25 protein-coding genes and 1 riboswitch are annotated in these 26,850 nt (G+C 70.1%); of the genes, 10 read left to right on the forward strand and 15 right to left on the reverse strand.

The annotated features are described in order from the left end of the window. The first annotated feature begins 85 nt into the window (after positions 1-85). On the forward strand, positions 86-358 hold the full coding sequence (locus ACIQ6R_RS03650) for a hypothetical protein (RefSeq protein WP_404218462.1): 273 nt from the start codon (positions 86-88) through the stop codon (positions 356-358). On the opposite strand, the gene ACIQ6R_RS03655 is transcribed toward ACIQ6R_RS03650, so the two are convergent. The 6 genes from ACIQ6R_RS03655 to ACIQ6R_RS03680 all read right to left on the reverse strand — a co-directional run bounded on the left by ACIQ6R_RS03655 (position 271) and on the right by ACIQ6R_RS03680 (position 7,389). Continuing rightward, positions 271-1,284, reverse strand: a complete 1,014-nt coding sequence (locus ACIQ6R_RS03655; protein ID WP_404170148.1) for a ribonucleotide-diphosphate reductase subunit beta — start codon at positions 1,282-1,284, stop codon at positions 271-273. The two genes, ACIQ6R_RS03650 and ACIQ6R_RS03655, sit on opposite strands and share 88 nt — an antisense overlap. Continuing rightward, on the reverse strand, positions 1,284-3,674 hold the full coding sequence (locus ACIQ6R_RS03660; protein ID WP_404170151.1) for a ribonucleoside-diphosphate reductase subunit alpha: 2,391 nt from the start codon (positions 3,672-3,674) through the stop codon (positions 1,284-1,286). The genes ACIQ6R_RS03655 and ACIQ6R_RS03660 overlap by 1 nt, the downstream gene beginning before the upstream one ends. Positions 3,675-3,796: 122 nt before the next feature. After that, positions 3,797-3,958: riboswitch (cobalamin riboswitch) on the reverse strand. 57 nt (positions 3,959-4,015) lie between these two features. Then, on the reverse strand, positions 4,016-4,522 hold the full coding sequence (locus tag ACIQ6R_RS03665; protein WP_404170154.1) for a GNAT family N-acetyltransferase: 507 nt from the start codon (positions 4,520-4,522) through the stop codon (positions 4,016-4,018). Between the two features lie 78 nt (positions 4,523-4,600). Next, positions 4,601-6,211 carry a monocarboxylate uptake permease MctP gene (gene mctP / locus ACIQ6R_RS03670; RefSeq protein ID WP_404218464.1) on the reverse strand — a complete coding sequence of 537 codons (1,611 nt, stop codon included), beginning with the start codon at positions 6,209-6,211 and terminating at the stop codon, positions 4,601-4,603. Then, on the reverse strand, positions 6,208-6,465 hold the full coding sequence (locus ACIQ6R_RS03675) for a DUF3311 domain-containing protein (RefSeq protein WP_404218466.1): 258 nt from the start codon (positions 6,463-6,465) through the stop codon (positions 6,208-6,210). The genes mctP and ACIQ6R_RS03675 overlap by 4 nt, the downstream gene beginning before the upstream one ends. Positions 6,466-6,624: 159 nt before the next feature. After that, on the reverse strand, positions 6,625-7,389 hold the full coding sequence (locus tag ACIQ6R_RS03680; protein WP_404218468.1) for a GntR family transcriptional regulator: 765 nt from the start codon (positions 7,387-7,389) through the stop codon (positions 6,625-6,627). Between the two features lie 454 nt (positions 7,390-7,843). Between ACIQ6R_RS03680 and ACIQ6R_RS03685 the strand changes: the two genes are divergently transcribed. The 4 genes from ACIQ6R_RS03685 (at position 7,844) to ACIQ6R_RS03700 (ending at position 12,543) form a co-directional block, all read left to right on the forward strand. After that, positions 7,844-9,121 (forward strand): extracellular solute-binding protein, encoded by a 1,278-nt coding sequence (locus ACIQ6R_RS03685; RefSeq protein ID WP_404218470.1) that lies wholly within the window; start codon positions 7,844-7,846, stop codon positions 9,119-9,121. Positions 9,122-9,230: 109 nt separating this feature from the next. Beyond that, the gene (locus tag ACIQ6R_RS03690; RefSeq protein ID WP_404218472.1) at positions 9,231-10,217 is read left to right on the forward strand and encodes a carbohydrate ABC transporter permease; all 987 of its coding nucleotides are present in this window, start codon (positions 9,231-9,233) and stop codon (positions 10,215-10,217) included. Continuing rightward, on the forward strand, positions 10,214-11,044 hold the full coding sequence (locus tag ACIQ6R_RS03695) for a carbohydrate ABC transporter permease (protein WP_404170166.1): 831 nt from the start codon (positions 10,214-10,216) through the stop codon (positions 11,042-11,044). The genes ACIQ6R_RS03690 and ACIQ6R_RS03695 overlap by 4 nt, the downstream gene beginning before the upstream one ends. Before the next feature lie 8 nt (positions 11,045-11,052). Next, positions 11,053-12,543, forward strand: a complete 1,491-nt coding sequence (locus ACIQ6R_RS03700; protein ID WP_404170169.1) for a glycoside hydrolase family 3 protein — start codon at positions 11,053-11,055, stop codon at positions 12,541-12,543. A 267-nt stretch (positions 12,544-12,810) separates the two neighbouring features. Here the strand turns inward: ACIQ6R_RS03700 and nagB are convergent, their stop codons facing one another. Together nagB and ACIQ6R_RS03710 are read right to left on the reverse strand one after the other, a co-directional pair. Continuing rightward, a complete protein-coding gene (gene nagB / locus ACIQ6R_RS03705; RefSeq protein ID WP_404170172.1) occupies positions 12,811-13,596 on the reverse strand; it encodes a glucosamine-6-phosphate deaminase in 786 nt (261 codons plus the stop codon). 132 nt (positions 13,597-13,728) lie between these two features. Further along, positions 13,729-14,490 carry an SDR family oxidoreductase gene (locus ACIQ6R_RS03710; RefSeq protein WP_404218474.1) on the reverse strand — a complete coding sequence of 254 codons (762 nt, stop codon included), beginning with the start codon at positions 14,488-14,490 and terminating at the stop codon, positions 13,729-13,731. Positions 14,491-14,587: 97 nt separating this feature from the next. On the opposite strand from ACIQ6R_RS03710, the gene ACIQ6R_RS03715 reads away from it, so the two are divergent. Then, positions 14,588-15,232 carry a TetR/AcrR family transcriptional regulator gene (locus ACIQ6R_RS03715; RefSeq protein WP_404218476.1) on the forward strand — a complete coding sequence of 215 codons (645 nt, stop codon included), beginning with the start codon at positions 14,588-14,590 and terminating at the stop codon, positions 15,230-15,232. A gap of 444 nt (positions 15,233-15,676) precedes the next feature. Then, positions 15,677-17,152 (forward strand): sensor histidine kinase, encoded by a 1,476-nt coding sequence (locus ACIQ6R_RS03720; protein ID WP_404218478.1) that lies wholly within the window; start codon positions 15,677-15,679, stop codon positions 17,150-17,152. 223 nt (positions 17,153-17,375) lie between these two features. Here ACIQ6R_RS03720 and ACIQ6R_RS03725 read toward each other — a convergent pair whose 3' ends face one another. Then, positions 17,376-17,633 carry a WhiB family transcriptional regulator gene (locus ACIQ6R_RS03725; RefSeq protein WP_003973730.1) on the reverse strand — a complete coding sequence of 86 codons (258 nt, stop codon included), beginning with the start codon at positions 17,631-17,633 and terminating at the stop codon, positions 17,376-17,378. 321 nt (positions 17,634-17,954) lie between these two features. Beyond that, positions 17,955-18,923, reverse strand: a complete 969-nt coding sequence (locus ACIQ6R_RS03730) for a diacylglycerol/lipid kinase family protein (RefSeq protein ID WP_386510079.1) — start codon at positions 18,921-18,923, stop codon at positions 17,955-17,957. A 135-nt stretch (positions 18,924-19,058) separates the two neighbouring features. On the opposite strand from ACIQ6R_RS03730, the gene ACIQ6R_RS03735 reads away from it, so the two are divergent. Beyond that, entirely contained in the window at positions 19,059-19,505 is a 447-nt protein-coding gene (locus ACIQ6R_RS03735) for a hypothetical protein (protein WP_404170184.1), read from the forward strand. A gap of 71 nt (positions 19,506-19,576) precedes the next feature. Here ACIQ6R_RS03735 and ACIQ6R_RS03740 read toward each other — a convergent pair whose 3' ends face one another. From ACIQ6R_RS03740 to ACIQ6R_RS03750, 3 genes are all read right to left on the reverse strand, one after another. Then, positions 19,577-20,632: an RNA polymerase sigma factor SigF gene (locus ACIQ6R_RS03740; protein ID WP_404170187.1), complete on the reverse strand. Its 1,056-nt coding sequence runs from the start codon at positions 20,630-20,632 to the stop codon at positions 19,577-19,579. Positions 20,633-20,649: 17 nt separating this feature from the next. Then, positions 20,650-21,063, reverse strand: coding sequence for an anti-sigma regulatory factor (locus ACIQ6R_RS03745; RefSeq protein WP_003973726.1), 414 nt, complete (start codon positions 21,061-21,063; stop codon positions 20,650-20,652). A gap of 248 nt (positions 21,064-21,311) precedes the next feature. Continuing rightward, the gene (locus ACIQ6R_RS03750; protein WP_210960524.1) at positions 21,312-21,572 is read right to left on the reverse strand and encodes a UBP-type zinc finger domain-containing protein; all 261 of its coding nucleotides are present in this window, start codon (positions 21,570-21,572) and stop codon (positions 21,312-21,314) included. Between the two features lie 61 nt (positions 21,573-21,633). Between ACIQ6R_RS03750 and ACIQ6R_RS03755 the strand changes: the two genes are divergently transcribed. Further along, the gene (locus ACIQ6R_RS03755) at positions 21,634-23,226 is read left to right on the forward strand and encodes a Na+/H+ antiporter (protein WP_404218480.1); all 1,593 of its coding nucleotides are present in this window, start codon (positions 21,634-21,636) and stop codon (positions 23,224-23,226) included. A gap of 314 nt (positions 23,227-23,540) precedes the next feature. On the opposite strand, the gene ACIQ6R_RS03760 is transcribed toward ACIQ6R_RS03755, so the two are convergent. Together ACIQ6R_RS03760 and ACIQ6R_RS03765 are read right to left on the reverse strand one after the other, a co-directional pair. Beyond that, a complete protein-coding gene (locus ACIQ6R_RS03760; protein WP_404170193.1) occupies positions 23,541-24,449 on the reverse strand; it encodes a 1-aminocyclopropane-1-carboxylate deaminase/D-cysteine desulfhydrase in 909 nt (302 codons plus the stop codon). A gap of 36 nt (positions 24,450-24,485) precedes the next feature. Then, on the reverse strand, positions 24,486-25,064 hold the full coding sequence (locus tag ACIQ6R_RS03765) for an N-acetylmuramoyl-L-alanine amidase (protein WP_404170719.1): 579 nt from the start codon (positions 25,062-25,064) through the stop codon (positions 24,486-24,488). A 328-nt stretch (positions 25,065-25,392) separates the two neighbouring features. Between ACIQ6R_RS03765 and ACIQ6R_RS03770 the strand changes: the two genes are divergently transcribed. Next, the gene (locus tag ACIQ6R_RS03770; RefSeq protein WP_404218483.1) at positions 25,393-26,799 is read left to right on the forward strand and encodes a family 2B encapsulin nanocompartment shell protein; all 1,407 of its coding nucleotides are present in this window, start codon (positions 25,393-25,395) and stop codon (positions 26,797-26,799) included. The last annotated feature ends 51 nt before the right edge of the window (positions 26,800-26,850 follow it).

The following is a 26,850-nucleotide window of genomic DNA, read 5'->3' on the forward strand; positions in this document are numbered from 1 at the left end:
GTCTGCCTCGGAAGTGGCAGGAAATCGAGGCCCTACGGCAGTCCTGCCACTCCCGGTAAGGAGTATCCGGCGCGACAGTGGTGTCATGACCGGAAACCAGACAGAAGCCCTGATCGGAATGCTCGTGACCTTCGGGGTCCTCGTCCTCATGGTCCTCCCCTCGGTGATCGGCATCGTGCGCGACAGGCGCATCGACCGTCAGCTCAGGGAGGCCAGGGAGGCCAGGGAGGCCAGGGAGGCCCGGGAGGACGAGGGAGCGGGGAAGGAGACTCAGAAGTCCTCGGACAGGTCGACGGTGCCCTCCACCGCCACCTGGTACGCCGAGGGACGCCGCTCGAAGAAGTTGGTCAGCTCCTGAACGCCCTGCAGCTCCATGAAGGAGAAGGGGTTCTCGGAGCCGTACACCGGGGCGAAGCCGAGACGTGTCAGGCGCTGATCGGCCACGCACTCCAGGTACTGCCGCATCGAGTCGGTGTTCATGCCCGGGAGGCCGTCGCCGCACAGGTCGCGCGCGAACTGCAGCTCGGCCTCGACGGCCTCCCTCAGCATGTCGGTGACCTCCTGCTGGAGGGCGTCGTCGAACAGCTCCGGCTCCTCCTTGCGCACGGTGTCGACGACGTCGAAGGCGAAGGACATGTGCATCGTCTCGTCCCGGAAGACCCAGTTGGTGCCGGTGGCCAGACCGTGCAGCAGGCCCCGGCTGCGGAACCAGTAGACGTAGGCGAAGGCGCCGTAGAAGAACAGGCCCTCGATGCACGCGGCGAAGCAGATGAGATTGAGCAGGAAACGGCGGCGGTCGGCCTTGGTCTCCAGGCGGTCGATCGACTCGACCGAGTCCATCCACTTGAAGCAGAACCCGGCCTTCTCGCGGATGGAGGGGATGTTCTCCACGGCCGCGAAGGCGGCGGCGCGGTCCTCCGGGTCGGGCAGGTAGGTGTCCAGCAGCGTCAGATAGAACTGGACGTGGACGGCCTCCTCGAAGAGCTGGCGGGACAGGTAGAGCCGCGCCTCGGGGGAGTTGATGTGCTTGTAGAGGGTGAGCACCAGATTGTTCGCGACGATCGAGTCGCCGGTGGCGAAGAAGGCCACCAGCCGGCCGATCAGGTGCTGCTCCATGGGGCTGAGCTTCGCGAGGTCGGCGACGTCCGAGTGGAGGTCGACCTCCTCGACGTGCCAGGTGTTCTTGATGGCGTCCCGGTAGCGTTCGTAGAAGTCCGGGTAGCGCATGGGGCGGAGCGTCAGTTCGAAGCCCGGGTCGAGCAGGTTCTTCGTGTTGTCGTGCATTACTGGCAGGCCTCGCAGGACTCGGGGTTTTCCAGGGAGCAGGCGACCGCTTCGGGGTCCGGGGCGGCCTGCACGGGGACGGTGGTGGCTCGGGCGGCGGCGCGGGCGATGCGGGTCGCCGGGCGGGAGCGCAGGTAGTACGTCGTCTTCAGGCCCTGCTTCCAGGCGTACGCGTACATCGAGGAGAGCTTCCCGATGGTCGGCGTCTCCAGGAACAGGTTCAGCGACTGGGACTGGTCGAGGTACGGAGTGCGGGCGGCGGCCATGTCGATCAGGCCGCGCTGCGGGATCTCCCAGGCGGTGCGGTACAGCGCGCGGACGTCCTCGGGGATCCAGGTGAAGTCCTGCACCGAGCCGTTGGCCTCGCGCAGCGCCTCGCGGGTGCGGGCGTCCCACACGCCGAGCCGCTTGAGGTCGTCCACCAGGTACGAGTTGACCTGGAGGAACTCGCCGGAGAGCGTCTCGCGCTTGAACAGGTTGGACACCTGCGGCTCGATGCACTCGTAGACGCCCGCGATGGAGGCGATGGTCGCCGTCGGGGCGATCGCGAGGAGCAGGGAGTTGCGCAGGCCGGTCGCGGCGACGCGCTCGCGCAGGGCCGCCCAGCGCGCCGGCCAGGCGTGCTCGACGCCGTAGTGGTCGGGGTGCAGCACGCCCCGGGCGGTACGGGTCTTCTCCCAGGCCGGCAGCGGGCCGTTCCGCTCGGCGAGGTCGGCGGACGTCTCGTACGCGGCGAGCATGATCCGCTCGGCGATGCGGGTGGAGAGGGCCTTCGCCTCGGGCGAGTCGAAGGGCAGGCGCAGCTGGAAGAAGACGTCCTGAAGGCCCATCGCGCCGAGGCCGACCGGGCGCCAGCGGGCGTTGGAGCGGCCCGCCTGCTCGGTCGGGTAGAAGTTGATGTCGACGACCCGGTCGAGGAAGGTGACGGCGGTGCGGACGGTGGCGTCCAGGCGCTCCCAGTCGATGTCCCGGGTGACCGGGTCCACGAAGGCGCCCAGGTTGACCGAGCCCAGGTTGCAGACCGCCGTCTCCCCGTCGTCCGTCACCTCCAGGATCTCCGTGCAGAGGTTGGAGGAGTGGACGACGTGACCGGGCTCCGCGGTCTGGTTGGCGGTGCGGTTGGCGGTGTCCTTGAAGGTCATCCAGCCGTTGCCGGTCTGCGCGAGGGTGCGCATCATGCGGCCGTACAGCTCACGGGCGGGGAGGGTCTTGCGGGCCAGACCCGCGGCCTCGGCATCGCGGTAGGCGGCGTCGAACTCCGCGCCCCACAGGTCGACCAGCTCGGGCACGTCGGCGGGCGAGAACAGCGACCACGGTCCGTCGGCGTCCACCCGGCGCATGAACTCGTCCGGCACCCAGTGGGCGAGGTTCAGGTTGTGCGTGCGGCGGGCGTCCTCGCCGGTGTTGTCCCGTAGCTCCAGGAACTCCTCGATGTCCGCGTGCCAGGTCTCCAGGTAGACGGCCGCCGCGCCCTTGCGCCGGCCGCCCTGGTTCACGGCGGCGACCGAGGCGTCCAGTGTCTTCAGGAACGGGACGATGCCGTTGGAGTGCCCGTTGGTGCCGCGGATCAGCGAACCCCGGGCGCGGACGCGGGAGTAGGCGATGCCGATGCCGCCGGCGTGCTTGGAGAGGTTGGCGACCTGGTGATAGCGGTCGTAGATGGAGTCCAGCTCGTCCTTGGGGGAGTCCAGGAGGTAGCAGGACGACATCTGGGCGTGCCGGGTACCGGAGTTGAACAGGGTGGGGGAGGAGGGCAGGTAGTCGAGGCGGCTCATCAGCCCGTACAGCGCGGCCACCTCGTCGGCCGAACGCGGGCTGTCGTCCTCGGCGAGTCCGGCGGCCACCCGCAGCATGAAGTGCTGGGGCGTCTCGACGACCTTGCGAGTGATCGGGTGCCGGAGCAGGTAGCGGCTGTACACGGTGCGCAGGCCGAAGTAGCCGAAGCGGTCGTCGGCGGCCGGGTCGATCAGCTCGTCCAGGCGGTCCGCGTGCAGCCGTACGAACTCGGCGGTGCGGTCGGCGATCAGACCCTCGCGGTGACCGGTGGCGACCGACCCGGTGAACGAGGTGACGCCCTGCGAGGCGGCCTCGGCGCGGATGCCGATGGTCAGCAGCCGGGCGGCCAGCCTGGAGTAGACCGGGTCCTCCGAGATGAGCCCGGCCGCCGCCTCCGTGGCCAGCTCCCGCAGCTCGGACTCGTCCGCACGGGCGGACCGGCCGCGCAGTGCGGCGGCGGCGACCCGGCCCGGGTCGGCGCCGGGGAGGTCGGCGGTCAGCTCGGTCAGGGTCCGCAGCAACGCGGCGCCGGGCCCGTCGGGCTGCTCGGTCACCGGGGCCGCTGAAGTCGTCGCCGGGGTCGCTGAAACCGGGTCGGCTGGCGCGATGGTCACGTGGGGGCACTCCCTCGCTCGGCACGGGGCCTGGGGGAGGGCAGGGCAGCTCACGAGCGCACACGGCGTCGCGTCCACCGGCCCACTCCACGAGGCCCGGACGTCAGGCACCCGGACCGGGACGGTACGGGCGCACTGTCGGCAGGTCCTCGGACTGGACATGCGTGTGCACACGTGCGGAGACGCGCGGATACACACAAGTACACCGTTGCGGGACAGTTCCGGATTCGCACCGGATTCCCCTGCGGCGACAGCGAGCACGAGCATACATCTTGTGCCGGGTTCGGCGAGCACCCCCAGATGTTGTGTCGCGGAGGGGTCGTCGAGGGGCGGCGCTGGTGTCAGAGCGTCAGTTCATAGGTGAGGAGCGTGATGTCGTCGAGCTCCGGCAGCGGGTTCCAGTCGCGCTCGGGCGTGCGGGCGAAGCCCATCCGTTCGTAGAGGCGGTGGGCGGTGCGCATGGTCGGCTGGGTCGACAGCACGACGCGCGCGCAGCCCTCCACGGCTCGGGCGCGGTCGACGCAGGTCCGCACGAGGGCCACGCCCACCCCGCGTCCGCGGGCCTCGCGGGCGACGGCGAGCATCCGTATCTCGGCCTCGCCGGGCCGGGCGATGTCGGCCATGGGGCCGCCGGACGGCACGAAGGTCACGCCGCCGAGCACCCGGCCGTCCGCCGCGGCGACCAGCACCTCGGCGGCCGCCGCCCGCTTGGCCACGTTCCTCAGCTCGCCGAGGTACGCGTCGCTCTCCCCGAAGTCGAGGAGACCGTCCCGCAGATAGGCCTGCGCGGTGATCTCACCGAGGGTGCCGTACTCGTCCGCCGCCGCCTGCCGGATCACGAAGTCCATGACGCCGAGTGTGCCCGACGGGTACGACAACGGGCCGCCGGATCTCTCCGACGGCCCGCCGCGTATCAGGGATGGCGATCAGTGCGAGGTGCCCGCCGTGGCCGGCGGCAGCTCCACCTCGACGCCGGGGTCGCCCGCGTCCGCCGTGTAGTCGCCGGGCTTGGTCTCGTCGACGCCGTCGGGGGCCTTGAGGGCCCGCATGACGAAGGTCAGGACCACGGTGACCGCGACGTTCAGCACGAAGGCGGTGAGGCCGATGTAGCCGATCTCGCCGATGCCCGGTATCTCCTTGGAGGAGCCGCCGAAGTGCTTCTGCGTCGGCGAGGCGACACCGTACGCGGCGACCGTGCCGTAGATCATGCCGACCGCCCAGCCGCCGAGCAGCGCCCAGCGGTGGAACCAGCGGGTGAACAGGCCGCCGACCAGGGCCGGGAAGGTCTGCAGGATCCAGATGCCGCCGAGCAGCTGGAAGTTGATCGCGACCGTCTTGTCCATGCCGAGGACGAAGACCAGCGCGCCCACCTTCACCATCAGGGACACCAGCTTGGAGACCTTCGTCTCCTGGGCCGGGGTGGCGTCCGGCTTGATGAAGTCCTTGTAGATGTTGCGAGTGAAGAGGTTCGCGGCGGCGATCGACATGATCGCCGCCGGGACCAGGGCGCCGATGCCGATCGCCGCGAAGGCCACGCCGGCGAACCAGTCCGGGAACATGTTCTCGAACAGCTGGGGGATCGCCAGCTGCCCGTTGTCGACCTTGACACCGGCCGCGATCGCCATGAAGCCCAGCAGCGCGAGCAGGCCGAGCATCAGGGAGTACAGCGGCAGGATCGTGGTGTTGCGGCGGATCACCTCGCGGCTGCGCGAGGACAGCGTCGCGGTGATCGAGTGCGGGTACATGAAGAGCGCGAGCGCCGAGCCGAGCGCCAGGGTGGCGTACGTCCACTGACCGCCGTGGTCCGGCACCAGTCCGCCCTTGCCCGAGTCGCTGAACTTGTCGTTCGCCGCGGCGAAGATGTCGTCGAACCCGCCGAGCTTGATCGGGATGTAGATGATCGCCACCGCGATCACGATGTAGATCAGCGTGTCCTTCACGAACGCGATCAGCGCGGGCGCGCGCAGCCCCGACGAGTAGGTGTACGCCGCCAGCACACCGAAGGCGATCAGCAGCGGCAGGTCCTTGATGAACCAGTTGGTGTCCTTGCCGCCGCCGACACCCATCACGTCCAGCACGGCCTGGATGCCGACCAGCTGGAGCGCGATGTACGGCATCGTGGCGAGGATGCCGGTCACGGCGACCGCCAGGGACAGCCCCTTGGAGCCGAAGCGGCCGCGTACGAAGTCCGAGGTCGTCACGTATCCGTGTCTGTGGGAGACCGACCACAGCCGCGGCAGGAAGGTGAAGATCAGCGGGTAGACCAGGATCGTGTACGGCACCGCGAAGAAGCCGGCCGCGCCCGCCGCGTAGATCGCCGCCGGTACGGCCACGAAGGTGTACGCGGTGTACAGGTCGCCGCCCAGCAGGAACCAGGTGACCCAGGTGCCGAACGAGCGGCCGCCGAGGCCCCACTCGTCGAGGCTCTGGTCGTTGGCGGCCCGGCGCCAGCGGGCGGCCAGGAAGCCCATGGCGGTGACGAGGACGAAGAAGAAGATGAAGACGGCGAGTGCGACGCCGTTCACGCCGTCGTTCATTTGGCCCCGTCTTCCCGGCGGGCGCGCTGGTCACGCTGCCACAGCTTGTAAGCGATCACCGTGAGCACGGTGGAGATGAGCACCCACGCCATCTGGTACCAGTAGAAGAACGGGATGCCGATGAAGGCCGGGTCCGTCTTCGCGTACGAGCCGACCCACAGCATGGCGACGAACGGTGCGACAAGGCAGAGGCCGATGACGACGCGCACCGGCGTCACCGTCGGCCCTCTGCTCACTTCCGGGGCTTGTGACATGCGGTGGCTCCGTCCCCTCGCTGATCACCTCGTGCAGTGCGCACGAAATGTAGGGGACGGTGTCGAGACAGCGGAAGACCTCGTCCGTATATCGGTCCTGAACTGCCGACTTCGAGGTCACGCGTGCGGGGGTTTGCCTGAAACGCCCCGCGCCCGGCGTCAGTCCTGGGGCCGCTTCAGCCGGGCCACGAACTTGTAGCGGTCGCCCCGGTACACCGAGCGCACCCACTCCACCGGCTGGCCCGTCCGGTCCTGCGAGTGCCGGGAGAGCATCAGCATGGGCAGGCCGACGTCGGTGCCGAGCAGGCCGGCCTCGCGCGGGGTGGCCAGGGAGGTCTCGATGGTCTCCTCGGCCTCGGCGAGATGGACGTCGTACACCTCGGCGAGCGCGGTGTAGAGGGACGTGTACTTCACCAGGGAGCGGCGCAGCGCCGGGAAGCGCTTGGCACTGAGGTGGGTGGTCTCGATGGCCATCGGCTCCCCGTTGGCCATGCGCAGCCGCTCGATGCGCAGCACCCGCCCGCCGGCCGTGATGTCCAGCAGCCCGGCGAGCCGGTCGTCGGCGGTGATGTAGCCGATGTCCAGCAGCTGCGAGGTGGGTTCGAGACCCTGCGCCCGCATGTCCTCGGTGTACGAGGTGAGTTGCAGGGCCTGCGACACCTTGGGCTTGGCGACGAAGGTTCCCTTGCCCTGGATGCGCTCCAGGCGGCCCTCGACGACCAGTTCCTGAAGGGCCTGGCGCACGGTCGTGCGCGAGGTGTCGAACTCCGCGGCCAGCGTGCGCTCCGGAGGGACCGGTGTACCCGGCGCCTGGGTCCGGGTCATGTCGAGCAGATGCCTCTTCAGACGGTAGTACTTGGGCACGCGCGCGGTACGGACGGTCGCCCCACCCTCGTTCTCCGCACTGCTGACGTCGGTGCTCATGCTCTGCCTTCCCGGCTCCGGGTGCCGAAGCGACCGCTATCCCTGTCGGCCACGGCTCACATCGTGGCACGGCTCCGTGCCGGGTTGGCCCCACACGCTCCGTGATCCCTTCTGTATACCTCCGGGACCCTCGTTGGTCTAGTCCACAGCGCCGTCCGACGTCGCTGGTACGCGCGTTCGGAACCGTACCGGCACGTCATTCGGTGGGTGGTGGTACACCCGGTCACGGTCCGCCCGATCTGTCGCTTGCGCAATGAAAGGTCCCTGCATATCTCGGTCGCATCACGGACGCGAGGAGCCCGGTTGAACACCCTTGACAGCCCTATTGGTCTGGGCCAAGCTCCCGGTACTGGTCTACACCATTGGTCCAGGTCCCGGCCCCATGGGCGGTCCGCGTCGACGAGCAACCGCGGGGAGGCAGGGGGGTTGTGTGGCATCCCTGAGGAGGGTTGGCGTGAAGCGCAAGCTGATAGCCGCGATCGGTATCGCGGGCATGATGGTCTCGATCGCGGCATGCGGGGGCGACAGCGGCGACGACGGCAAGAAGGCCGGGGCGGACGGCTACGCCGGCGAGACGCTCAACGTGTGGGTGATGGACGGGTCCTCGCCCGACGACTGGCAGGCGGACCTCGCCAAGGAGTTCGAGGCGAAGACCAAGGCCAAGGTCAAGTTCGAGATCCAGACGTGGAACGGTATTCAGCAGAAGCTGACCACCGCGCTCTCCGAGGAGAACCCCCCCGACGTCTTCGAGGTCGGCAACACCCAGACCCCGGCGTACGCCAAGACCGGCGGCCTCGCGGACCTCACCGACCTCAAGGCCGAGATCGGCACGGACTGGACCGAGTCCATCAACGAGTCCTCCGTCTTCGAGGGCAAGCAGTACGCGGCACCGTGGTTCGTGGTCAACCGCGTGGTCGTCTACAACAAGAAGGTCTGGGCGGACGCGGGCATCAAGGAGACGCCCAAGACCCGCGACGAGTTCTACAGCGCCCTCAAGACGATCGGCGAGAAGACCGACGCCGAGCCGATCTACCTGCCGGGCCAGAACTGGTACCACTTCGTCGGTCTGGCGATCGGTGAGGGCGCCGAACTGGTCAAGAAGGACGGCGACAAGTACGTCTCCAACCTGGACGACCCGAAGATCACCGCCGCGATGGAGACCTACAAGAAGTTCCAGTCCCTCTCCAAGGCGCCCCAGGACAAGGACGAGGCCACCCCGCAGCAGGGTGAGGTCTTCGCCAAGGGCAACGTGGGCTCCTTCATCGGCATGGGCTGGGAAGCCGCCACCGCGATCAAGGCGAACCCGAAGATCGAGAAGGACATCGGCTACTTCACCATCCCGGGTGAGACCGCCGCCGAGCCCGAGGGCGTCTTCCTCGGCGGTTCCAACCTCGCCGTCGCCGCGGGCAGCAAGAAGCAGGAGCTCGCCAAGGAGTTCCTGAAGATCGCGCTGTCCGACAAGTTCGAGGGTCAGCTGGCCAAGGCCAACGGCGTCACTCCGAACAAGGAGTCGCTGGTCAGCAACCTGGAGGGCAACCCCGCCGCCGAGGCCGGCTCGCCGGCCGTCGCCTCCGGTGGCACCACGCCGCTGATCCCGGAGTGGGCCGCGGTCGAGAACGCGCCCAACCCGATCAAGACCTACATGACCGCCGTGCTGAAGGGGAAGTCCCCGGCCGAGGCGGCCAAGCAGGTCGAGGAAGAGTTCAACAAGCGCCTGTCGCAGCAGCAGTAGCACCGGGTGAGCCGGGGCGGGATGGCCGGACGCCGGCCCCCGCCCCGGCGACCGTACGCGAGCCGACGTACGCAGGCCCTCTCGTAGGCCGAGAAGAGAGATCGCGAGCATGACCGTGCAGACCGAACGGCCGCCCTCCGGCCCGGCGGACGTCCGCAAGTCGGACGACGAGGGCGGCGGCGGGCCGAAGCAGAGAGCCGCGTCGCACGCCGGCGCGCTCGTCCCGTACTTGTTGCTGCTGCCCGCCGGCGTGGCCACCGTGCTGCTGCTCGGCTGGCCGCTGCTGAAGGACGTGCTGCTGTCCTTCCAGAACCTCAACATGACGCAGCTGATCCAGCACGTCACCGAGTGGAACGGCGTCGACAACTACCAGGAGACCCTCACCAGCGAGCACTTCTGGCGGGTCACGCTCCGCTCGATCCTGTTCGCGGCGGTCAACGTCGCCCTGATCATGGTTCTGGGCACCCTGGTCGGCCTGCTGCTCGCCCGCCTCGGCAAGCGGATGCGGTTCACCCTGCTGCTCGGTCTGGTGCTGGCCTGGGCCATGCCGATCGTGGCCGCCACCACCGTCTACAAGTGGCTGTTCGCCCAGCGCTTCGGCGTCGTCAACTGGGTCCTGGACAAGCTCGGCTGGCACTCCATGGCCGACTACAGCTGGACCAGCAGCCAGATGTCGACCTTCTTCGTCGTCACCCTGCTGATCGTCTGGCAGTCCATCCCGTTCGTCGCGATCAACCTCTACGCGGCGACGACCACCATCCCGAAGGAGCTCTACGAGGCCGCGTCCCTCGACGGCGCCGGCGCCTGGCGGAGCTTCACCGCGGTCACCATGCCGTTCCTGCGGCCGTTCCTCTACGCGACGACCTTCCTGGAGATCATCTGGGTCTTCAAGGCGTTCGTGCAGGTCTACACCTTCAACCAGGGCGGACCCGACCGGCTCACCGAGATCCTGCCCGTCTACGCCTACGTCGAGGGTGTCGGCAACCAGCACTACGGCATGGGCGCGGCCATCGCCGTGCTGACCATCCTGATCATGCTCGGTCTGACCGCCTACTACCTCAGGATCGTGCTCAAGCAAGGGGAGGACGAGCTGTGAAGCGCTCGCTCTTCGGCCGCCTGTGGCCCAACGCCACGGCCGTCGTCCTGTTCATCGGCTTCGTCTTCCCCGTGTACTGGATGTTCTCCACGGCCTTCAAGCCGACCGGCGACATCATCACGGAGGACCCGGTCTGGTTCCCGACCGACTTCACCTTCGATCATTTCAACACGGCGACCGAAGCCGACCACTTCTGGTCCTTCGTCACCAACTCGCTGACCGTCACCATCCTCGCCGTCGTCTTCTCACTGGTCATCGCGCTGGCCGGCTCCTTCGCCCTGGCGCGGATGCGGTTCAAGGGGCGGCGCGGCTTCGTCATCGGCTTCATGCTCGCCCAGATGGCGCCCTGGGAAGTCATGATCATCGCGATGTACATGATCGTGCGCGACGCGTCGATGCTGAACAGCCTCGTGCCGCTCACGCTCTTCTACATGATGATGATCCTGCCCTTCACCATCCTGACGCTGCGCGGCTTCGTCGCCGCCGTGCCGAAGGAGCTGGAGGAGTCGGCGATGGTCGACGGCTGCACCCGCAGCCAGGCGTTCCGCCGGGTCATCCTGCCGCTGCTCGCGCCGGGTCTGATGTCGACCTCGCTGTTCGGCTTCATCACCGCCTGGAACGAGTTCGCCCTGGTCCTGGTCCTGAACAAAGACGCCGAGGCCCAGACGCTGCCGGTGTGGCTGACCAGTTTCCAGACCGTCTTCGGCGACGACTGGGGTGCGACCATGGCCGCCTCCTCCCTCTTCGCCGTCCCGATCCTGATCCTCTTCGTCTACCTCCAGCGCAAGGCCGTCAGTGGCCTGACCGCCGGCGCCGTGAAGGGATAACGCGACCGATGACTACCATCGCCAGGGCCACCGACACCCTCACGCGTGACGCGCTCGCCGTCCTCCAGCCCGGGTTCACCGGCACCACCGCCCCCGACTGGCTGCTGCGCCGCCTCGGCGAGGGCCTGGCCTCCGTCGGTCTGTTCGGGCGCAACATCGCCTCGGCCGAGCAGGTGGCCGCGCTGACCGCACAGCTGCGCGCCGAGCGCGAGGACGTGCTGGTCGCGATCGACGAGGAGAGCGGCGACGTCACCCGGCTGGAGGTGCGCACCGGTTCCTCCTTCCCCGGCAACCTCGCCCTCGGCGCGGTGGACGACGTCGGGCTCACCCGGGAGGTGGCCGCGGAACTGGGCCGCCGGCTCGCCGCCTGCGGCGTCAACCTCAACTGGGCCCCGTCCGCCGACGTCAACTCCAACCCCGACAACCCGGTCATCGGCGTGCGTTCCTTCGGCGCCGGCACCGACCTGGTCGCCCGGCACACCGCCGCCTACGTCACCGGCATGCAGTCGGCGGGCGTGGCCGCCTGCACCAAGCACTTCCCGGGGCACGGGGACACGGGCGTCGACTCCCACCACGCCATGCCGCGCATCGACGTGGACGCCTCGGTGCTCGCCGAACGCGACCTGGTCCCGTTCCGCGCGGCCATCGCCGCCGGCAGCCGCGCGGTGATGAGCGCCCACATCCTGGTCCCGGCCCTGGACCCGGACCGCCCGGCGACGTTGTCCCGCCGCATCCTGACCGACCTGCTCCGCGGCGAACTGGGCTACGACGGCCTGATCGTCACCGACGGTATGGAGATGCGGGCCATCGCGGGCACGTACGGCATCGAACGCGGCAGCGTCATGGCCATCGCGGCCGGCGCCGACGCGATCTGCGTGGGCGGCGGGCTGTCCGACGAGGACACCGTGCGGCGGCTGTGCGACGCCCTGGTCGAGGCGGTCCGCTCGGGCGAGCTGTCCGAGGACCGCCTGGCCGACGCGGCGGAACGCGTCCGCGCCCTGGCCCGCTGGACCGCCTCGCACCGGGCCGACGCCGGGGCGGGGGAGGCCGGGGACGGCGACGTGGGCCTGCGCGCGGCCCGCCGCGCCCTGCGCGTCACCACGGCCGAGGACTTCACCCCCCTCACCGAACCGCCGTACGTCGCCGCCCTCACCCCCGTCGCGAACATCGCGGTCGGCGACGAGACCCCCTGGGGCGTCGCCGCCGAACTCTTCCGCCTGCTCCCCGGCACGGAGACCGGCAGCTTCACCGGGCCCGACGCCGGGAACGAGGTGCTGGCCGCGGCCGGCTCCCGCCGCGTCGTGGCCGTCGTACGCGACGAGCACCGCCACCCCTGGATGGCGGCGGCCCTCGACACCCTGCTGGCGGCTCGTCCCGACACGATCGTGGTCGAGATGGGCGTCCCTCGCGCCGAGCCCCGGGGCGCTCTCCACCTGGCCACCCACGGCGCGGCCCGGGTCTGCGGCCGGGCGGCGGCGGAGGCGATCGCGGGCGTGTAGCGGCTGCACCGCTTCGCCGGGCTCCGGACGGCGGGACTCCAGACGGCACGACGAAGGCGCCGGTCCTCCTGGTGGGGGACCGGCGCCTCTGGTTCGCGGTGGTGCGCCGGGAGGGCCCGTCCGGAGATGTGCGTGGTGCCGTAAGAACACTGTGCTCCGCTCGCCGGAAAAGGGGAGGGCACCGAACCCCGTGGAGGGGATCGGCGCCCTTCGCTCGCGGCGGCTGTCCGTGTCCGGCCGGTCAGGGCCGGGGGCTCGGACCAGGGGTCAGATTCCCTGCCAGTCGGGCTTGTGGGCGTAGGTGTGCCGGAAGTAGTCGGCGAGCTTCAGCTTGGCAGCGGCGGCCTCGTCGACGACCACCGTGGCGTGCGGGTGCAGTTGGAGCGCGGAGGCCGGGCACACGGCCGCGACCGGGCCCTCGACGCTCGCGGCGACCGCGTCCGCCTTGCCCTCGCCGGTGGCGAGCAGCACCACGTGCCGGGCCTCCAGGATGGTGCCGATTCCCTGCGTGATCACGTGGTGCGGCACCTGCTCGATGTCACCGTCGAAAAAGCGCGCGTTGTCGACGCGGGTCTGCTCGGTGAGCGTCTTGATGCGGGTCCGCGAGGCGAGCGACGAGCACGGCTCGTTGAAACCGATGTGCCCGTCGGTGCCGATCCCCAGCAGTTGGAGGTCGACCCCGCCGGTCGCGCCCAGCGCCTTGTCGTACGCCTCGCACGCCCCCTGCACGTCCGCGGCCGCGCCGTCGGGTCCCATGAACGCGTCCATGCCGATCCCCAGCGGTTCCAGCACCTCGCGCCGCAGCACCGAGCGGTACGACTCCGGATGCTCGGCGGGGAGTCCCACATACTCGTCGAGCTGCGCGATCCGCGCCCGCGTGGTGTCCACGGCACCCGAGCGCACCTTGGCCGCCAGCGCCTCGTACACGGGCAGCGGCGTCGAACCGGTGGCCACCCCGAGCAGGGCGTCGGGCTTGCGCCGGAGCAGTTGCGCCATGGCTTCGGCTATCAGCTCGCCGCCTGCCTTGGCGTCCGGAACGATGACAACTTCCACGCTTGCCTGCCGTTTCGAAGAGAGGACTCACCCGGGGTCCGGGACTGGCTGTGTGGGGCCCTATGTGGTTTAGACCAATCTAACAGAGCGGGGCCCGGCGGGCGCGTCGAAACGGTCAGGTGGGTGGCGGTGTCAGGTCAGTGAACCTCCCGTCGCGTCCACCCAGCTCCCCGTGACCCACCGGCCCCCGTGCGAGGCGAGGAACGCGACCACGTCGGCCACCTCGGCCGGTGCCCCCACCCCGCCCAGCGCGGAGAGTGCCGCCGCCCGGTCCCAGCCGTCCGGGCTCCCGTGCAGCAGCCCGGCGGTGTTGTCGGTGTCGATGATGCCGGGGGCCACCGAGTTCACCGTGATGCCGCGGGTGCCCAGCACCTTGGAGAGGTCACGCGAGAACACGTCCAGCGCGCCCTTGGTCATCGAGTACGCCATGTTGTCCGGCATCACCGCGGTGCGGGACAGCCCCGACGAGATGTTGATGACCCGGCCGCCGTCGCGCAGCCGGCCCATGCCGTGCTTGAGGATGAAGAACGGCGCCTTCACATTGACGGTGAAGACCGCGTCGTACTCCTCTTCCCCTATCTCCCCGATAGGGGACGTGCTGCCGATCCCGGCGTTGTTCACCAGGATGTCCAGGCCGTCGGCGTGCCGGTCGAACTCCTCCCACAAGGTCTCGGCGGCTCCCGCGGCGCGCAGGTCGGCCCTGATCGCGAACGCCGAACCGCCTGCCGTCTCGATCGCGTCGACCGTCTCCTTCGCCGCCGCCTCGTTCCTGCCGTAGTGCACCGCGACCCGCGCGCCGTCGTGCCCCAACCGCTCCGCGATGCCTCGCCCGATGCCCCTGCTCGCCCCCGTGACGAGAGCCGTCCTGCCCGCAAGCACGCCCTGTACGCCCATGTCGACGCCCCCTCCGCATTTTCCTATCGGTCGCTACAGAAAAGACCGTACAACAGTCCGGCGACATTTCTCTAGCGCCCGCTATAAAATGCACTCCATGGTGAGCGGTGAGAAGAGCGGGCAAGCGGGGGTGTCGACTCGGGGGGGTACGGCCAGGGGGCGGGGCAGGCCCCGCTCCTTCGACCGCGCGACGGCCCTGGAGAAGGCGCTGATGGCCTTCTGGGAACACGGTTACGAGGCCACGTCCGTCTCCGACCTCACGCGGGTCATGGAGATCGGCGCCCCGAGCCTGTATGCCGCCTTCGGCGACAAACGCTCGCTCTTCGAGGAGGTCGTCCAGGAGTACGGCGTGCGCTACGGCTCGTTCGGCGGCCGCGCCCTCGCCGAGGAGTCCACCGCTCGCGCGGGGGTGGAGCGGATGCTGCGCGAGGCCGCCTTCGAGTACACCGTCCCCGGCCGGCCGCACGGCTGCCTCGTCATCCATGCCGCCGCCAACTGTTCCACCGCCGAGGTCGAGGAGTCCCTGCGGGAGCGGCGCAACGGCAACATCGCGGCCATCGAGGACCGGATCGGGGCCGACGTGGCGGCGGGCGTGCTGCCGCCGGACACCGATGCGGCCGCCCTCGCCCGGCATGCCGGGGCCATGATCCAGGGCATGTCGCAGCAGGCGCGCGACGGCGCGAGCAGGGCGGAGCTGGAGGCACTCGCGGAAATTGCCCTGGCCGTCTGGCCCCGTGTGTGAGCCAACAGGGTTAGGCTTTGGCCGGAAGCTCGGATGTCCGAGTAGTCGACGGAACGCGACACCGCGAACACCGTCCACCGCATGGACACGATGAGTGGTCTAGTCCACAATGGCCACGGAGACCCTTGGCGTGACACTCGCGCGAGGTGATCGTCAGGCCTCCGCCTTCCCCGCACAGGAGGGCGGACCGAGGAACCGGTGCTCTCTGCCCTGACTGCCCCGGGTCCTCATCCTTCGGCCGACCGGGACCGCACACCCCACGGCCGTTGTTGCTCCGGGCTGCGGTGCCGGGAGGGTTGAGGGTCCCTCTCAGGCGCCGCGGCCCGCGGGTGTTTCCGGGGCCGGGGCCGGGGCCAGAAGGGGGTCCGGGAGCGGGGCGGTGCGGGGACGGTGGAATCCGGCTGGTTTCGATCGCTGTCCGAACCGCCAGGTACGCTCAGCCACGTGCCCTCCATGAACGAACTCGTACGCCAGCACACAGCGCTCGACGACTCCGACCTCGAGTGGCTCCACCTGCTGGTCTCGGAGTGGCAGCTCCTCTCCGACCTCTCCTTCGCCGACCTGGTTCTGTGGGTTCCCACCCGCGACGGCACCCGCTATGTCTCCGTCGCCCAGATGCGGCCCAACACCGGACCGACCTCGTACCAGGACGACATGGTCGGCCACCTGGTCCCGCGCGGCCGGCGCCCCATGCTGGACGCCGCCCTGGACGAGGGCCGGATCGTGCGCGAGGGCGACCCGGAGTGGCGCGAGGAGGTCCCGGTCCGCGTCGAGTCCATTCCCGTACGACGTCAGGGGCGCGTCCTGGGCGTCATCGCCCGCAACACCAACCTGCTCACCGTGCGTACCCCGAGCCGCCTGGAACTCACCTATCTGCAGAGCGCCTCGGACCTCGCGCAGATGATCGCGGCCGGCGCCTTCCCGTTCGAGAACCAGCAGGTCGACATGGACGCCTCGCCCCGCGTCGGCGACGGCCTCATCCGGCTCGACGCGGACGGCATCGTCCAGTACGCCTCCCCGAACGCGCTGTCGGCCTACCACCACATGGGCCTCGCCGCCGACCTGGTCGGCCATCACCTCGGGCGGACCACCGCCGAACTCGCCCCGTCCCGCGGCCCGGTCGACGAGGCGCTCGCCAAGGTGGCCAGCGGATGGGCCCCGCGCGAGTTCGAGATCGAGGCGCACGACGGGGTGATCCAGTTCCGCGCCATCCCGCTCAAGCCGAAGGGCACGCGCATCGGTTCGCTGGTGCTCCTGCGCGATGTCACGGAACTACGCCGTCGTGAGCGCGAGTTGATCACCAAGGACGCCACGATCCGGGAGATCCACCACCGGGTGAAGAACAACCTCCAGACGGTGGCGGCCCTGCTGCGCCTCCAGGCCCGGCGCATCGAGTCCGACCGGGGACGCGAGGCGCTGGAGGAGGCCGTGCGCCGGGTCGGTTCGATCGCGATCGTGCACGAGACGCTCTCCCAGAACCTGGACGAGCGCGTGGAGTTCGACGAGATCGCCGACCGCGTGCTGGCGATGGTGGCGGAGATCTCCCCGGGCAAGGTCACCGGCCGGCGCACCGGCCGCTTCGGCATCCTGGACGCCGAGGTCGCGACGCCCTTGTCGATGGTGCTGACCGAGGTGCTGCAGAACGCCCTGGAGCACGGTTTCCGTGACGGCGACACCGGCACGGTCGAGGTCTCCGCGGTCCGCGGCGGTACGACCAAGGAGGCCCGGCTCCTGGTCACCGTCCAGGACGACGGCGTCGGTCTGCCGGAGGACTTCGACCCGCACCGCTCCGGCAACCTCGGCCTGCAGATCGTCCGCACACTGGTGGAGGGCGAGTTGGGCGGGGTCTTCGACATGGTGCCGGCCCCGGAGCGCGGCACCCGGGTGATCCTGGACATCCCGGTGCCCACGGAGAAGTAGCAGCGCCACGGGGAAGCAGCAGGGCCACGGCGACGACGTAGGACCGTGGCAGCGGGCGGGTCCGGACAGCAAAAAGCCCCGGACCGGTGAGGGTCCGAGGCCAGTGCTCGTGCGATCCATCGTCCGATGCGCATCGGGGGTACTGCGCGCTGCGGCTCGGGAGCGGGGGTGGCGTACTCGCTGTACGCGCCGCCAAGCTCAGGCTGTCAGCAGGGGTGGATGGTCAGGCGGAGGCCTGACGAGCCCGGTTGCGGGCGGCACGGCGCTTCATTGCGCGGCGCTCGTCCTCGCTGAGACCACCCCAGACGCCGGAGTCCTGGCCGGACTCGAGCGCCCACTGCAGGCACTGCTCCATGACAGGGCAGCGACGGCAGACGGCCTTGGCTTCCTCGATCTGCAGCAGCGCGGGACCGGTGTTGCCGATGGGGAAGAAGAGCTCGGGGTCTTCCTCGCGGCAAACGGCGCGGTGACGCCAGTCCATGGCTGCTACCTCTCCTTGGTATTACATGCTGGAATGCTTGTGAATGTGAACGCTTTCACGAATCCCTCAACAAGGGAAGGGCCTACCGTCAGGTTGCCCTGGCGTGGTCCTGTGGATTGAAGAGGGGTTCTGGTGATCTGTGAAGGCCGGTGTTGCGGGCCGTTCCGATCGCCAAGAAGAGACTCGCAAACCTCGGCGGCGGATACAACCCCTTCCGGAAAGTTTTTTTTGATTCTTCGGTGTCGACTAGGTCACAGCCGTACTTCCATGGGGTGGACCCTGGTCTAAACGTTCGAGTGAAAGGACTTTCGCCCCTTCTGCTCACACAATCACACGCAGTGCACGGCGAACGCCTGTGAACGTCACGCTGGTCCGCAGCCCCAGGTGGTCACCGTCCATCTGAAGGGGGAGCGGCACCTTCGAATGCAAGGTGAACTCGGTCATGTCGTGCAGGGAGACGGCGTGCCGGCCCCGGGGTCCGCGCTCGGGGGACGAAGTGAGCAACTGGGTGCCATACCGGGCAACGGCGGCCGTCGACAGGCGGCTGAGGCCGAAGACGTCGAGCCCGGTATCGAACGAGGCCTTAGGTGACGCATAGATCGGGCGATTGCCGAGAAACGTCCAAGGGCACGTGTTCGAGACTATGGACAGCACCAGATCGGTGACCGGGTCCTCACCCGCCCGCTCCAGAGTGATCGTCCCGTTGCGGCGGTGCGGCTCGCCGACGAGTGCGCGCATCACCTGGCGGACGTAGAGGGCGTGCGTCGACTTCTTGCCGCGCTCACGGTGCTGCTCGACCCGGCCGACCACGCCGGCGTCGAAACCCAGCCCGGCGTTGAAGGTGAACCAGCGGGCCGGGACCGCCTCGTCCTCCGTGCCAGGCGTACCCGAGGCCAGGCCCAGTCCGACGGTCCGCTCGCTGCCCTCGCGCAGTGCGTCCAGCAGGGCGCCGGTGGCCTCCACCGCGTGGTTGGGCAGGCCGAGGGCGCGGGCGAAGACGTTGGTGGAACCGCCCGGGACCACCGCGAGGCGGGGCAGCTTCTCCGGGCAGGGGCCGTCGTGCAGCAGACCGTTGACGACCTCGTTGACCGTGCCGTCGCCGCCGAGGGCCACCACCAGGTCGATGTCGTCGCTCTGTGCCGCCTGCCGGCCGAGGTCGCGCGCGTGGCCGCGGTACTCGGTGGTGACCGCCTCCAGCTTCATCTCGCTCGCGAGCGCGTGGATCAGCACGTCGCGCGTGCGCGCACTCGTGGTGGTTGCCGCCGGATTGACCACGAGAAGTGCACGCATGGTGTGCAGGGTACCTACTGAGTGGTACCCGGCCCAGACCGAGGTGGAGATCGCCGAGGGCACCCGGCGCACATGCGCACACGGTCCGCCGGACGCGCTCACGGGGCGCGGTGCGCCGAGGGCTACCCTTCAGGGGTGAGCAGTGAGCAGACCCCCAGCCCCGAAGCCGCCGAAGAGGCGGGCCCCCGTCCCGGCCGGCTGACCGCCGCGGCCGCGCTGGCCGCTCTGGAGGGGCTGGCGCTCGTCGTCGGCGGCGCCTGGATGCTCGTGGGAGGTCTCACCGGCCACCCCGACGACCGGACCTCGGCCGTCACCGGCGGCGTCACCCTGATCGTCCTCGCTCTGCTGCCGCTCCTCGCCGCCCGCGGACTGATCGGCCGGCGGGGCTGGAGCCGGGGGCCCGCCGTCATCACGCAGATCATGGCGCTGCCGGTGGCCTACAACCTGCTGCAGGCCGACAGCGTGGCCATCCCGGCGGGCATCGTGCTCGGCGTCGTGGCCGTCACGGCACTGGTGCTGCTCGTGAACCCCACGACCACCCAGGCCCTCGGCATCCGGGGACCCGGCAGCGCCGAGAAGTGACCGGGCTGCGGCCGCCGTCCGGAGGGCCGCGATGACGGCCACCGGCCGGTGCCCGGCCGCTGCTCCTCCCGCTACTCCTCGACCAGCAGCTTCTCCCGCAGCTGTGCCAGTGTGCGGGCCAGCAGCCGCGACACGTGCATCTGCGAGATCCCGACCTCCTGCGCGATCTGCGACTGGGTCATGTTGCCGAAGAAGCGCAGCAGCAGGATCCGTTTCTCCCGCGGCGGCAGGTCCTCCAGCAGCGGCTTGAGCGACTCCCGGTACTCGACGCCCTCCAGGGCCTCGTCCTCGGCGCCCAGGGTGTCCGCGACCGCCGGGGACTCGTCGTCGGTGTCCGGGACGTCCAGGGACAGCGTGGAGTACGCGTTGGCCGACTCCAGGCCCTCCAGGACCTCCTCCTCCGAGATCGCCAGCTTCTCGGCGAGCTCGTGGACCGTGGGGGAGCGCCCGTGCAACTGCGAGAGTTCCGCGGTGGCCGTCGTCAGGGCCAGCCGGAGCTCCTGCAGGCGCCGCGGGACGCGCACCGCCCAGCCCTTGTCCCGGAAGTGCCGCTTGATCTCGCCGACGACCGTCGGGGTCGCGTACGTGGAGAACTCCACCCCGCGGTCCGGGTCGAAGCGGTCGACCGACTTGATCAGTCCGATGGTGGCGACCTGGGTGAGGTCGTCCAGGGGTTCGCCGCGGTTGCGGAAGCGGCGCGCGAGGTGCTCGACGAGCGGCAGGTGCATGCGGACCAGCCGATTGCGCAGCTCCGCGTAGGCCGGGCTGTCCTTCTCCAGCGTGCGCAGCTCGGCGAACAGGAGGCGCGCCCCGCTGCGGTCCTGCGGATCGTGCCGCGTGCCCCGTGCACTCGGCGCGCCGTCCTCGGAGTGTCGCTCGTGCTCGCTCATCGTCCCGCCCGTTGCCCTTTCCCGAGCCCTCGCCTCCGCTCGGACGGGGTGGACGGGGGTGTCCCCCGCCCGCTGTCCGTCGCCCGGGACGACGGCCTCGGGGGAGGCCTCGTCCTCCGGATGCGGCCGGGCCTGCTCGGGGATGCCGTCGATGCCGTCCGCCGTGCGCCGGGCCTCGTTCTCAGAACGTGCGCCCTCGGCCGGCAGCTCCCGTGTGCCGCGCTCTTCGTCCCGCACCGGCCCGTCCCCGTCCCTCACGTCGGCCCGGGTCCCGCGCCGCGCTGTTTGTAGAGGCTGATCGAAACGGTTTTGTCCTCGTCCACGGCGGAGGAGACCTTGCCCGCGAGAGCGGACAGCACGGTCCAGGCGAAGGTGTCCCGCGAGGGGGCGTGGCCGTCCGTGGTCGGCGCCGAGACGGTGACCTCGAGCGAGTCGTCGACGAGGCGGAAGACGCAACTGAGCACCGAGCCGGGCACGGCCTGCTGAAGCAGGATCGCGCAGGCCTCGTCGACTGCGATGCGCAGGTCCTCGATCTCGTCGAGGGTGAAGTCCAAACGGGCTGCGAGGCCGGCCGTCGCCGTACGCAGCACCGACAGGTAGGCACCCGCGGCCGGCAGCCGGACTTCGACGAAGTCCTGGGTCGCGGGCTCGCCTGCGATCTGGGACACCCTCACCTCCAAGGTGGTACAAGCGTTACAGGGTCGAGGGTCGCCCTCGGGTAACGCGCTACGTGGTTCAGCGGTGACGTTATCGCGCTCCAGAGTTTCCTGTCCCCGAGACCCCAACCCCTTGCTGTCACTCATAGTAAACACATGAACACGCACAGTGGCTAGGGGTTCGGCGGGCCCAAATCGGAAGAGCGCGCGCCGGGTTGACGTACCCAGGCGTCAGACGGTCGAACCGTCCCCGGGACAGGTCACACGAGTACGTGATCGACGAAGCACCAGCGCCAACTCTCACCCGGCTCGAAGGTCCGCATCACCGGGTGGCCGGTCGCCTCGTGGTGGGCCGTCGCGTGCCGCCTCGGCGAGGAGTCGCAGCAGCCGACGTGACCGCAGACGAGGCACAGCCTCAGCTGCACCGGGTCCGTGCCCTCGGCCAGACACTCCGGGCAGGTCTCGCCGCGCGGCTCCGGTTCCGGGTGCGGCAGCGCGTCGGCGTGCGTGCACTGTTTCATGATTGCCAGGTTACGACGGCTGTGCGGATGACCGCGCGGAAAAAGAGGGCGGGCGAGGACGATGGACGTGATGCCGCTGCTGTTGCTGGTGGCGGGCAGTGCCGCGGTCGCCGCGGCGGGGCGGCGTGTGCCGGTGCCGGCACCGCTGCTGCTGGTCGCGGTGGGACTGGCGGTGAGTTACGTCCCCGGAGTCCCGGACTACACACTCGACCCGCACATCGTCCTGCCCCTGCTGCTGCCCCCACTGCTCCACACGGCGGCCACCGACAGCTCCTACCTCGACCTGCGGGCCCAGATGCGGCCCGTGGCGCTGCTGTCCGTGGGCTACGTCCTCTTCGCCACCTTCGTCGTCGGCTGCGCCGCGTACCTGATCGTGCCCGGCCTGCCGCTGACCGCGGCCCTGGTGCTCGGCGCGGTGGTGGCGCCGCCGGACGCCGTCGCCGCCACGGCGGTCGCGCGTCGCGTGGGGCTGCCCTCCCGGATCACGACGATCCTCCAGGGCGAGTCCCTGGTGAACGACGCCACCGCGATCACCGCCTTCAGGGTGGCGCTCGCGGCGGCGGTCGGCGAGGGGGCCACGTGGGCCGGCGGGATCGCGGAGTTCCTGATCGCGGCCATCGGTGGCGTCGGCGTCGGGCTGGTCCTGATGGTGCCGCTGCACTGGCTGCGCACGCACGTGAAGGAGGCGCTCCTCCAGAACACGCTCTCCCTGCTGATTCCGTTCGTGGCCTACGCCGTCGCCGAGCAGGTGCACGCGTCCGGGGTGCTCGCGGTGGTGGTCGTCGCGCTCTTTCTCGGCCACCGCGCGTGGGAGGTCGATTTCGCCACGCGTCTCCAGGAGGAGGCGGTGTGGAAGATGGTCGCCTTCGTCCTGGAGTCGGCCGTGTTCGCCCTGATCGGGCTCCAACTGCCCGTCGTCCTCAAGGGCCTGGGGGAGTACGAGGGCGTCGACGCCGCCTGGTATGCGGTCGCCGTCTTCCTGGTGGTCGCCGTGGCCAGGTTCGTATGGGTGTATCCGGCGACCTTCCTGCCGCGGCTGTCGGCTCGCGTACGCGCGCGTGAGGGCGACCTCTCCTGGAAGGGGCCGTTCGTGATCGGCTGGGCCGGTATGCGGGGTGTGGTCTCGCTCGCGATCGCCTTCTCCATCCCGCTCACCGTGCACGGCGGCGCCCCCTTCCCCGAGCGCAACCTCATCCTGTTCCTCACCTTCACCACGGTCATCGGCACGCTGGTCGTCCAGGGCGTCACCCTGCCGCCGCTGATCCGCCTGCTGAAATTCCCCGCACGCGACGTACAGGCCGCGACGCTCGCGGAGGCCAACGCCCAGGCACAGGCCTCCCGGGCCGCGGAGCAGCGTCTGGAGGCCCTCCTCGCGGACGAGCGCAACGCCCTGCCGGCCCCGCTCGCCGACCGTCTCCGCACGGTCCTGGAGCGGCGCCGCAACGCCGTCTGGGAACGGCTCGGACAGGTCAACCCCGTCACCGGGGAGACCGTCGACGACACCTACCGGCGGCTGTCCAGGGAGATGATCAGCGCGGAGCGCCAGGTCTTCGTCCGGCTCCGGGACGGCCGCTACATCGACGACGAGATGCTCCGGACGCTGCTGCGCCGGCTGGACCTGGAGGAGGCGGCGGCATACCGGGAGACGGCGTGACGGCGCCACGCGCGCGCGTGCGGCGCCGGGCGCGGGGCGACGACGTGAGGGCCCCGCGCCCGCCCGGAGGCCGGTAGGGCCCTACCCGAACGCCCCGGGCGGCCCCGTGCGCCGGGGCGCGGGGGCGGAGACGGGGAGGGGGTGCCCGAGTCCGCGGATATGCCCGGGCCTGCCCGGCGTACCCGTCCTGTGTGCTCGCGGCCGTGGACCGTGCGGGCCGGCCGGCCGGGCGTCGGCGGGGCTCGTTCACCGGTTTGCCGTACATGGGCGCCAGGGTGAGTCGTCCGGCGCCCGTCAGGTCCGGCGGGGTCCGTTCAGGGAAAGGGGCGGCCGGTGATGACCGCCGTCAGGGCCGTGCCACGCGGGAAGGCGCCCTCCTCGGCGAGGGTGAGCAGGGCGTGGAGCATCTTGGCGACGTAGACGCGCTCCACGGGAAGGCCGTGGCGGTGCTCGAAGTCCTCGGCGAAGGAGTCGAGCTCGGGAGTGGTCCGGGCGTAGCCGCCGCAGTGGAAGCGGTCGTCGAGGCTCCAGGTGCCGCGGATCCCGCCGAAGGCACGGATCTGGAGCCGCCGTATGTCGTCGGCCAGGAAGCCGCCCTTGAGGACGGGTATCCCGAGCGACCGGCGGCCCGGCGGGAGGCCGGCGGCCAGCCCGGCCAGCGTGCCGCCGGTGCCGCAGGCGAGCGCGACCACGTCGGCGTGCTCGCCCAGCTCCTCACCGAGGGCCCGGCAGCCGCGCACGGCCTCCGCGTTGCTGCCACCCTCGGGGACGACGACCGCGCCCTCGGCGTCCACCGCGCTCAGCAGGGCCGCCAGGGTCTCCGGCTCGGTCTTGCGGCGGTACGTCGAGCGGTCGACGAAGTGCAGCCGCATGCCGTCGGCCGCGCACCGGGCCAGCGAGGGGTTGAGCGGCCGGCCGGCCAGTTCCTGACCGCGCACCACGCCCACCGTGGACAGGCCGAGCAGCCGGCCGGCGGCGGCCGTCGCGCGCAGGTGGTTGGAGTAGGCGCCGCCGAACGTGACGACGGTACGACCGGCCGCCGTGGCCAGATTCGGCGAGAGCTTGCGCCATTTGTTGCCGACCAGCTCGGGGTGGATGAGATCGTCCCGCTTCAGCAGCAGGCGGACACCACGACGCTCGAACCGCTCGTCGGTGACCTCCCGCAGGGGAGAGGGCAGGCGGGGGCCGAGGGTGGCGAGGTCGCGGGTGTCGGTGCCGGTCACCCCGCCATTGTCACGCCGCCGGGCGTGGCGGACACGTCACTTCAGGCGGTCCCGGATCCGCCCACGCATCGACGCCATGGTGAACCCCCGCGGGTCCACCTTCCCCGGCTGCCATTCGAGGTGGCCGATGACGGACCGTTCGTTCCACCCGTGGTGCCGGCAGACCGCGGCGGCGGCCCGCTCGATCGCCTCCAGCTGTGCCGCCGGCCAGGGATCGACGCCGTCGCCCAGGTTCTCGCACTCGAAGCCGTAGAAGTGCCGGTTGCCGTCCGTGTTCGACTCGTTGTCCCGGGGCAGCCCCTTCTCCGCGATCACCGCGCGGAGGACGTCGTCGTCGCCGAGCCCGGCGTGGTTGGCCCGGCCGTACCCGACCAGGTGGACCTTGCCGTCCTTGGTGATGACCCCGTGGCACAGCGGTCCCGGGAGGCCTTCGTAACCCTTGCGGCAGATCTCCACGGTCCGCGCGCTGCCCTTGGTGACCGTGTGGTGGATCATCACGCCGTGCACGGGACCCCAGGGGCCCTTGTGGTTACGGTTGTGGTCCCGCCAGTCGCCGACCTGGACGACGCTGAGGCCCTCTGCCTTCAGCGCCTTGAGAAAACTGCTCGCGGACATGGGTGAGGCCACGGCCGGCTCCTTCATGCTGCGCGACGACCGCCCGACGCGACCGCCTCGTACGGTGCTTGTACCGGAACGGAGCGCTGCCTAGTACTTGTTCGGTCCGTGTGCGATCCGATCCGGACAATCCTGCCCCGGCCAACAGTGCTGAACAGGGCCGGACGAGACGCCGGGAAGCCGAAGAAGCACCCATGTGTGCCCCGGCAACCGATGATCCATTCCCGCTCTTTCGGGTAATAGCACCAGCACGCTCCGCGAGGGAGGCTGGTCCACGCACATCGATGCCGGGCGTAGCCGTCCGGCATGACCGGGAGGGCAATTCCTTATGTCGGTAGGCGAAGAGGTCCGCACCGAGCAGACCAGGCCGCAGCAGAGCCTCGGCACGGCGGCCGCGCGGAACCTGGCCACCACGACCAAGTCCGTTCCTCAGATGCAGGAGATCAGCTCCCGCTGGCTGCTGCGCACGCTTCCCTGGGTGGACATCCAGGGCGGCACGTACCGGGTGAACCGGCGCATGACCTTCGCCGTCGGCGACGGCCGGGTGACGTTCGTGAAGACGGGCGACCGCGTCGAGGTCATCCCCGCGGAGCTGGGCGAGCTGCCGGCCCTGCGGTCGTACGAGGACGAGGAGGTGCTCTCGGAACTCGCGCGGCGCTGTGAGCAACGGGAGTTCGGCCCCGGTGAGGTGATCGCCTCGTTCGGCAGCCAGGCCGACGAGGTCTACCTGCTGGCGCACGGCAAGGTGGAGAAGGTCGGCACCGGCCCCTACGGCGACGACGCGGTGCTCGGTGTCCTCGCCGACGGCGCCTACTTCGGCGACCAGGCGCTGCTCGACGGGGACGCCATCTGGGAGTACACCGCCCGCACGGTCACCGCCTGCACGGTGCTCGTCCTGCCCCGCCAGGAGGTGGAGCAGGTCGCGGAGCGCTCGGACAGCCTCAGCGCGCACCTCGAGGAGCGCCGCTCGCTCCCCGACCAGCCCACCAACAGGCACGGCGAGAAGGCGATCGACCTCTCCGCCGGCCACAGCGGCGAGCCGGACATCCCGCACACCTTCGTCGACTACGAGGCCCGGCCCCGTGAGTACGAGCTGAGCGTCGCCCAGACCGTGCTGCGTATCCACTCGCGCGTGGCCGACCTGTACAACCAGCCGATGAACCAGACGGAACAGCAGATCCGGCTCACCGTCGAGGCATTGAAGGAGCGTCAGGAGCACGAGCTCGTCAACAACCGCGAGTTCGGCCTGCTGCACAACTGCGAGTACGACCAGCGGATCCAGCCGCACGACGGCGTGCCCGGACCGGACGACCTGGACGAGCTGCTCAGCCGCCGGCGCGGCACCAAGCTGCTCCTCGCCCACCCGCGCGCGATCGCCGCGATCGGCCGCGAGCTCAACAAGCGCGGACTCGTTCCGGAGACCATCGACATCGCCGGCAACCGCATCCCGACCTGGCGCGGTGTGCCGATCTACCCGTGCAACAAGATCCCGGTCACCGAGGCCCGTACGTCCTCGATCATCGCGATGCGTACCGGCGAGCAGGACCAGGGCGTCATCGGTCTGCGCGCCACCGGCATCCCGGACGAGATCGAGCCGAGTCTGTCGGTGCGCTTCATGGGCATCAACGAGCAGGCCATCATCAAGTACCTGGTCACCGCCTACTACTCGGCCGCCGTCCTCGTACCGGACGCGCTCGGCGTCCTGGAGAACGTCGAGATCGGCCGCTGGCAGTGACGCCAGTCTTTCGACCGCCGTGTTCCCGCCCTCCCGGGCGGGTACACCCCG

This window comes from Streptomyces sp. NPDC096048 (genome assembly GCF_044763415.1).
GTDB lineage: Bacteria > Actinomycetota > Actinomycetes > Streptomycetales > Streptomycetaceae > Streptomyces.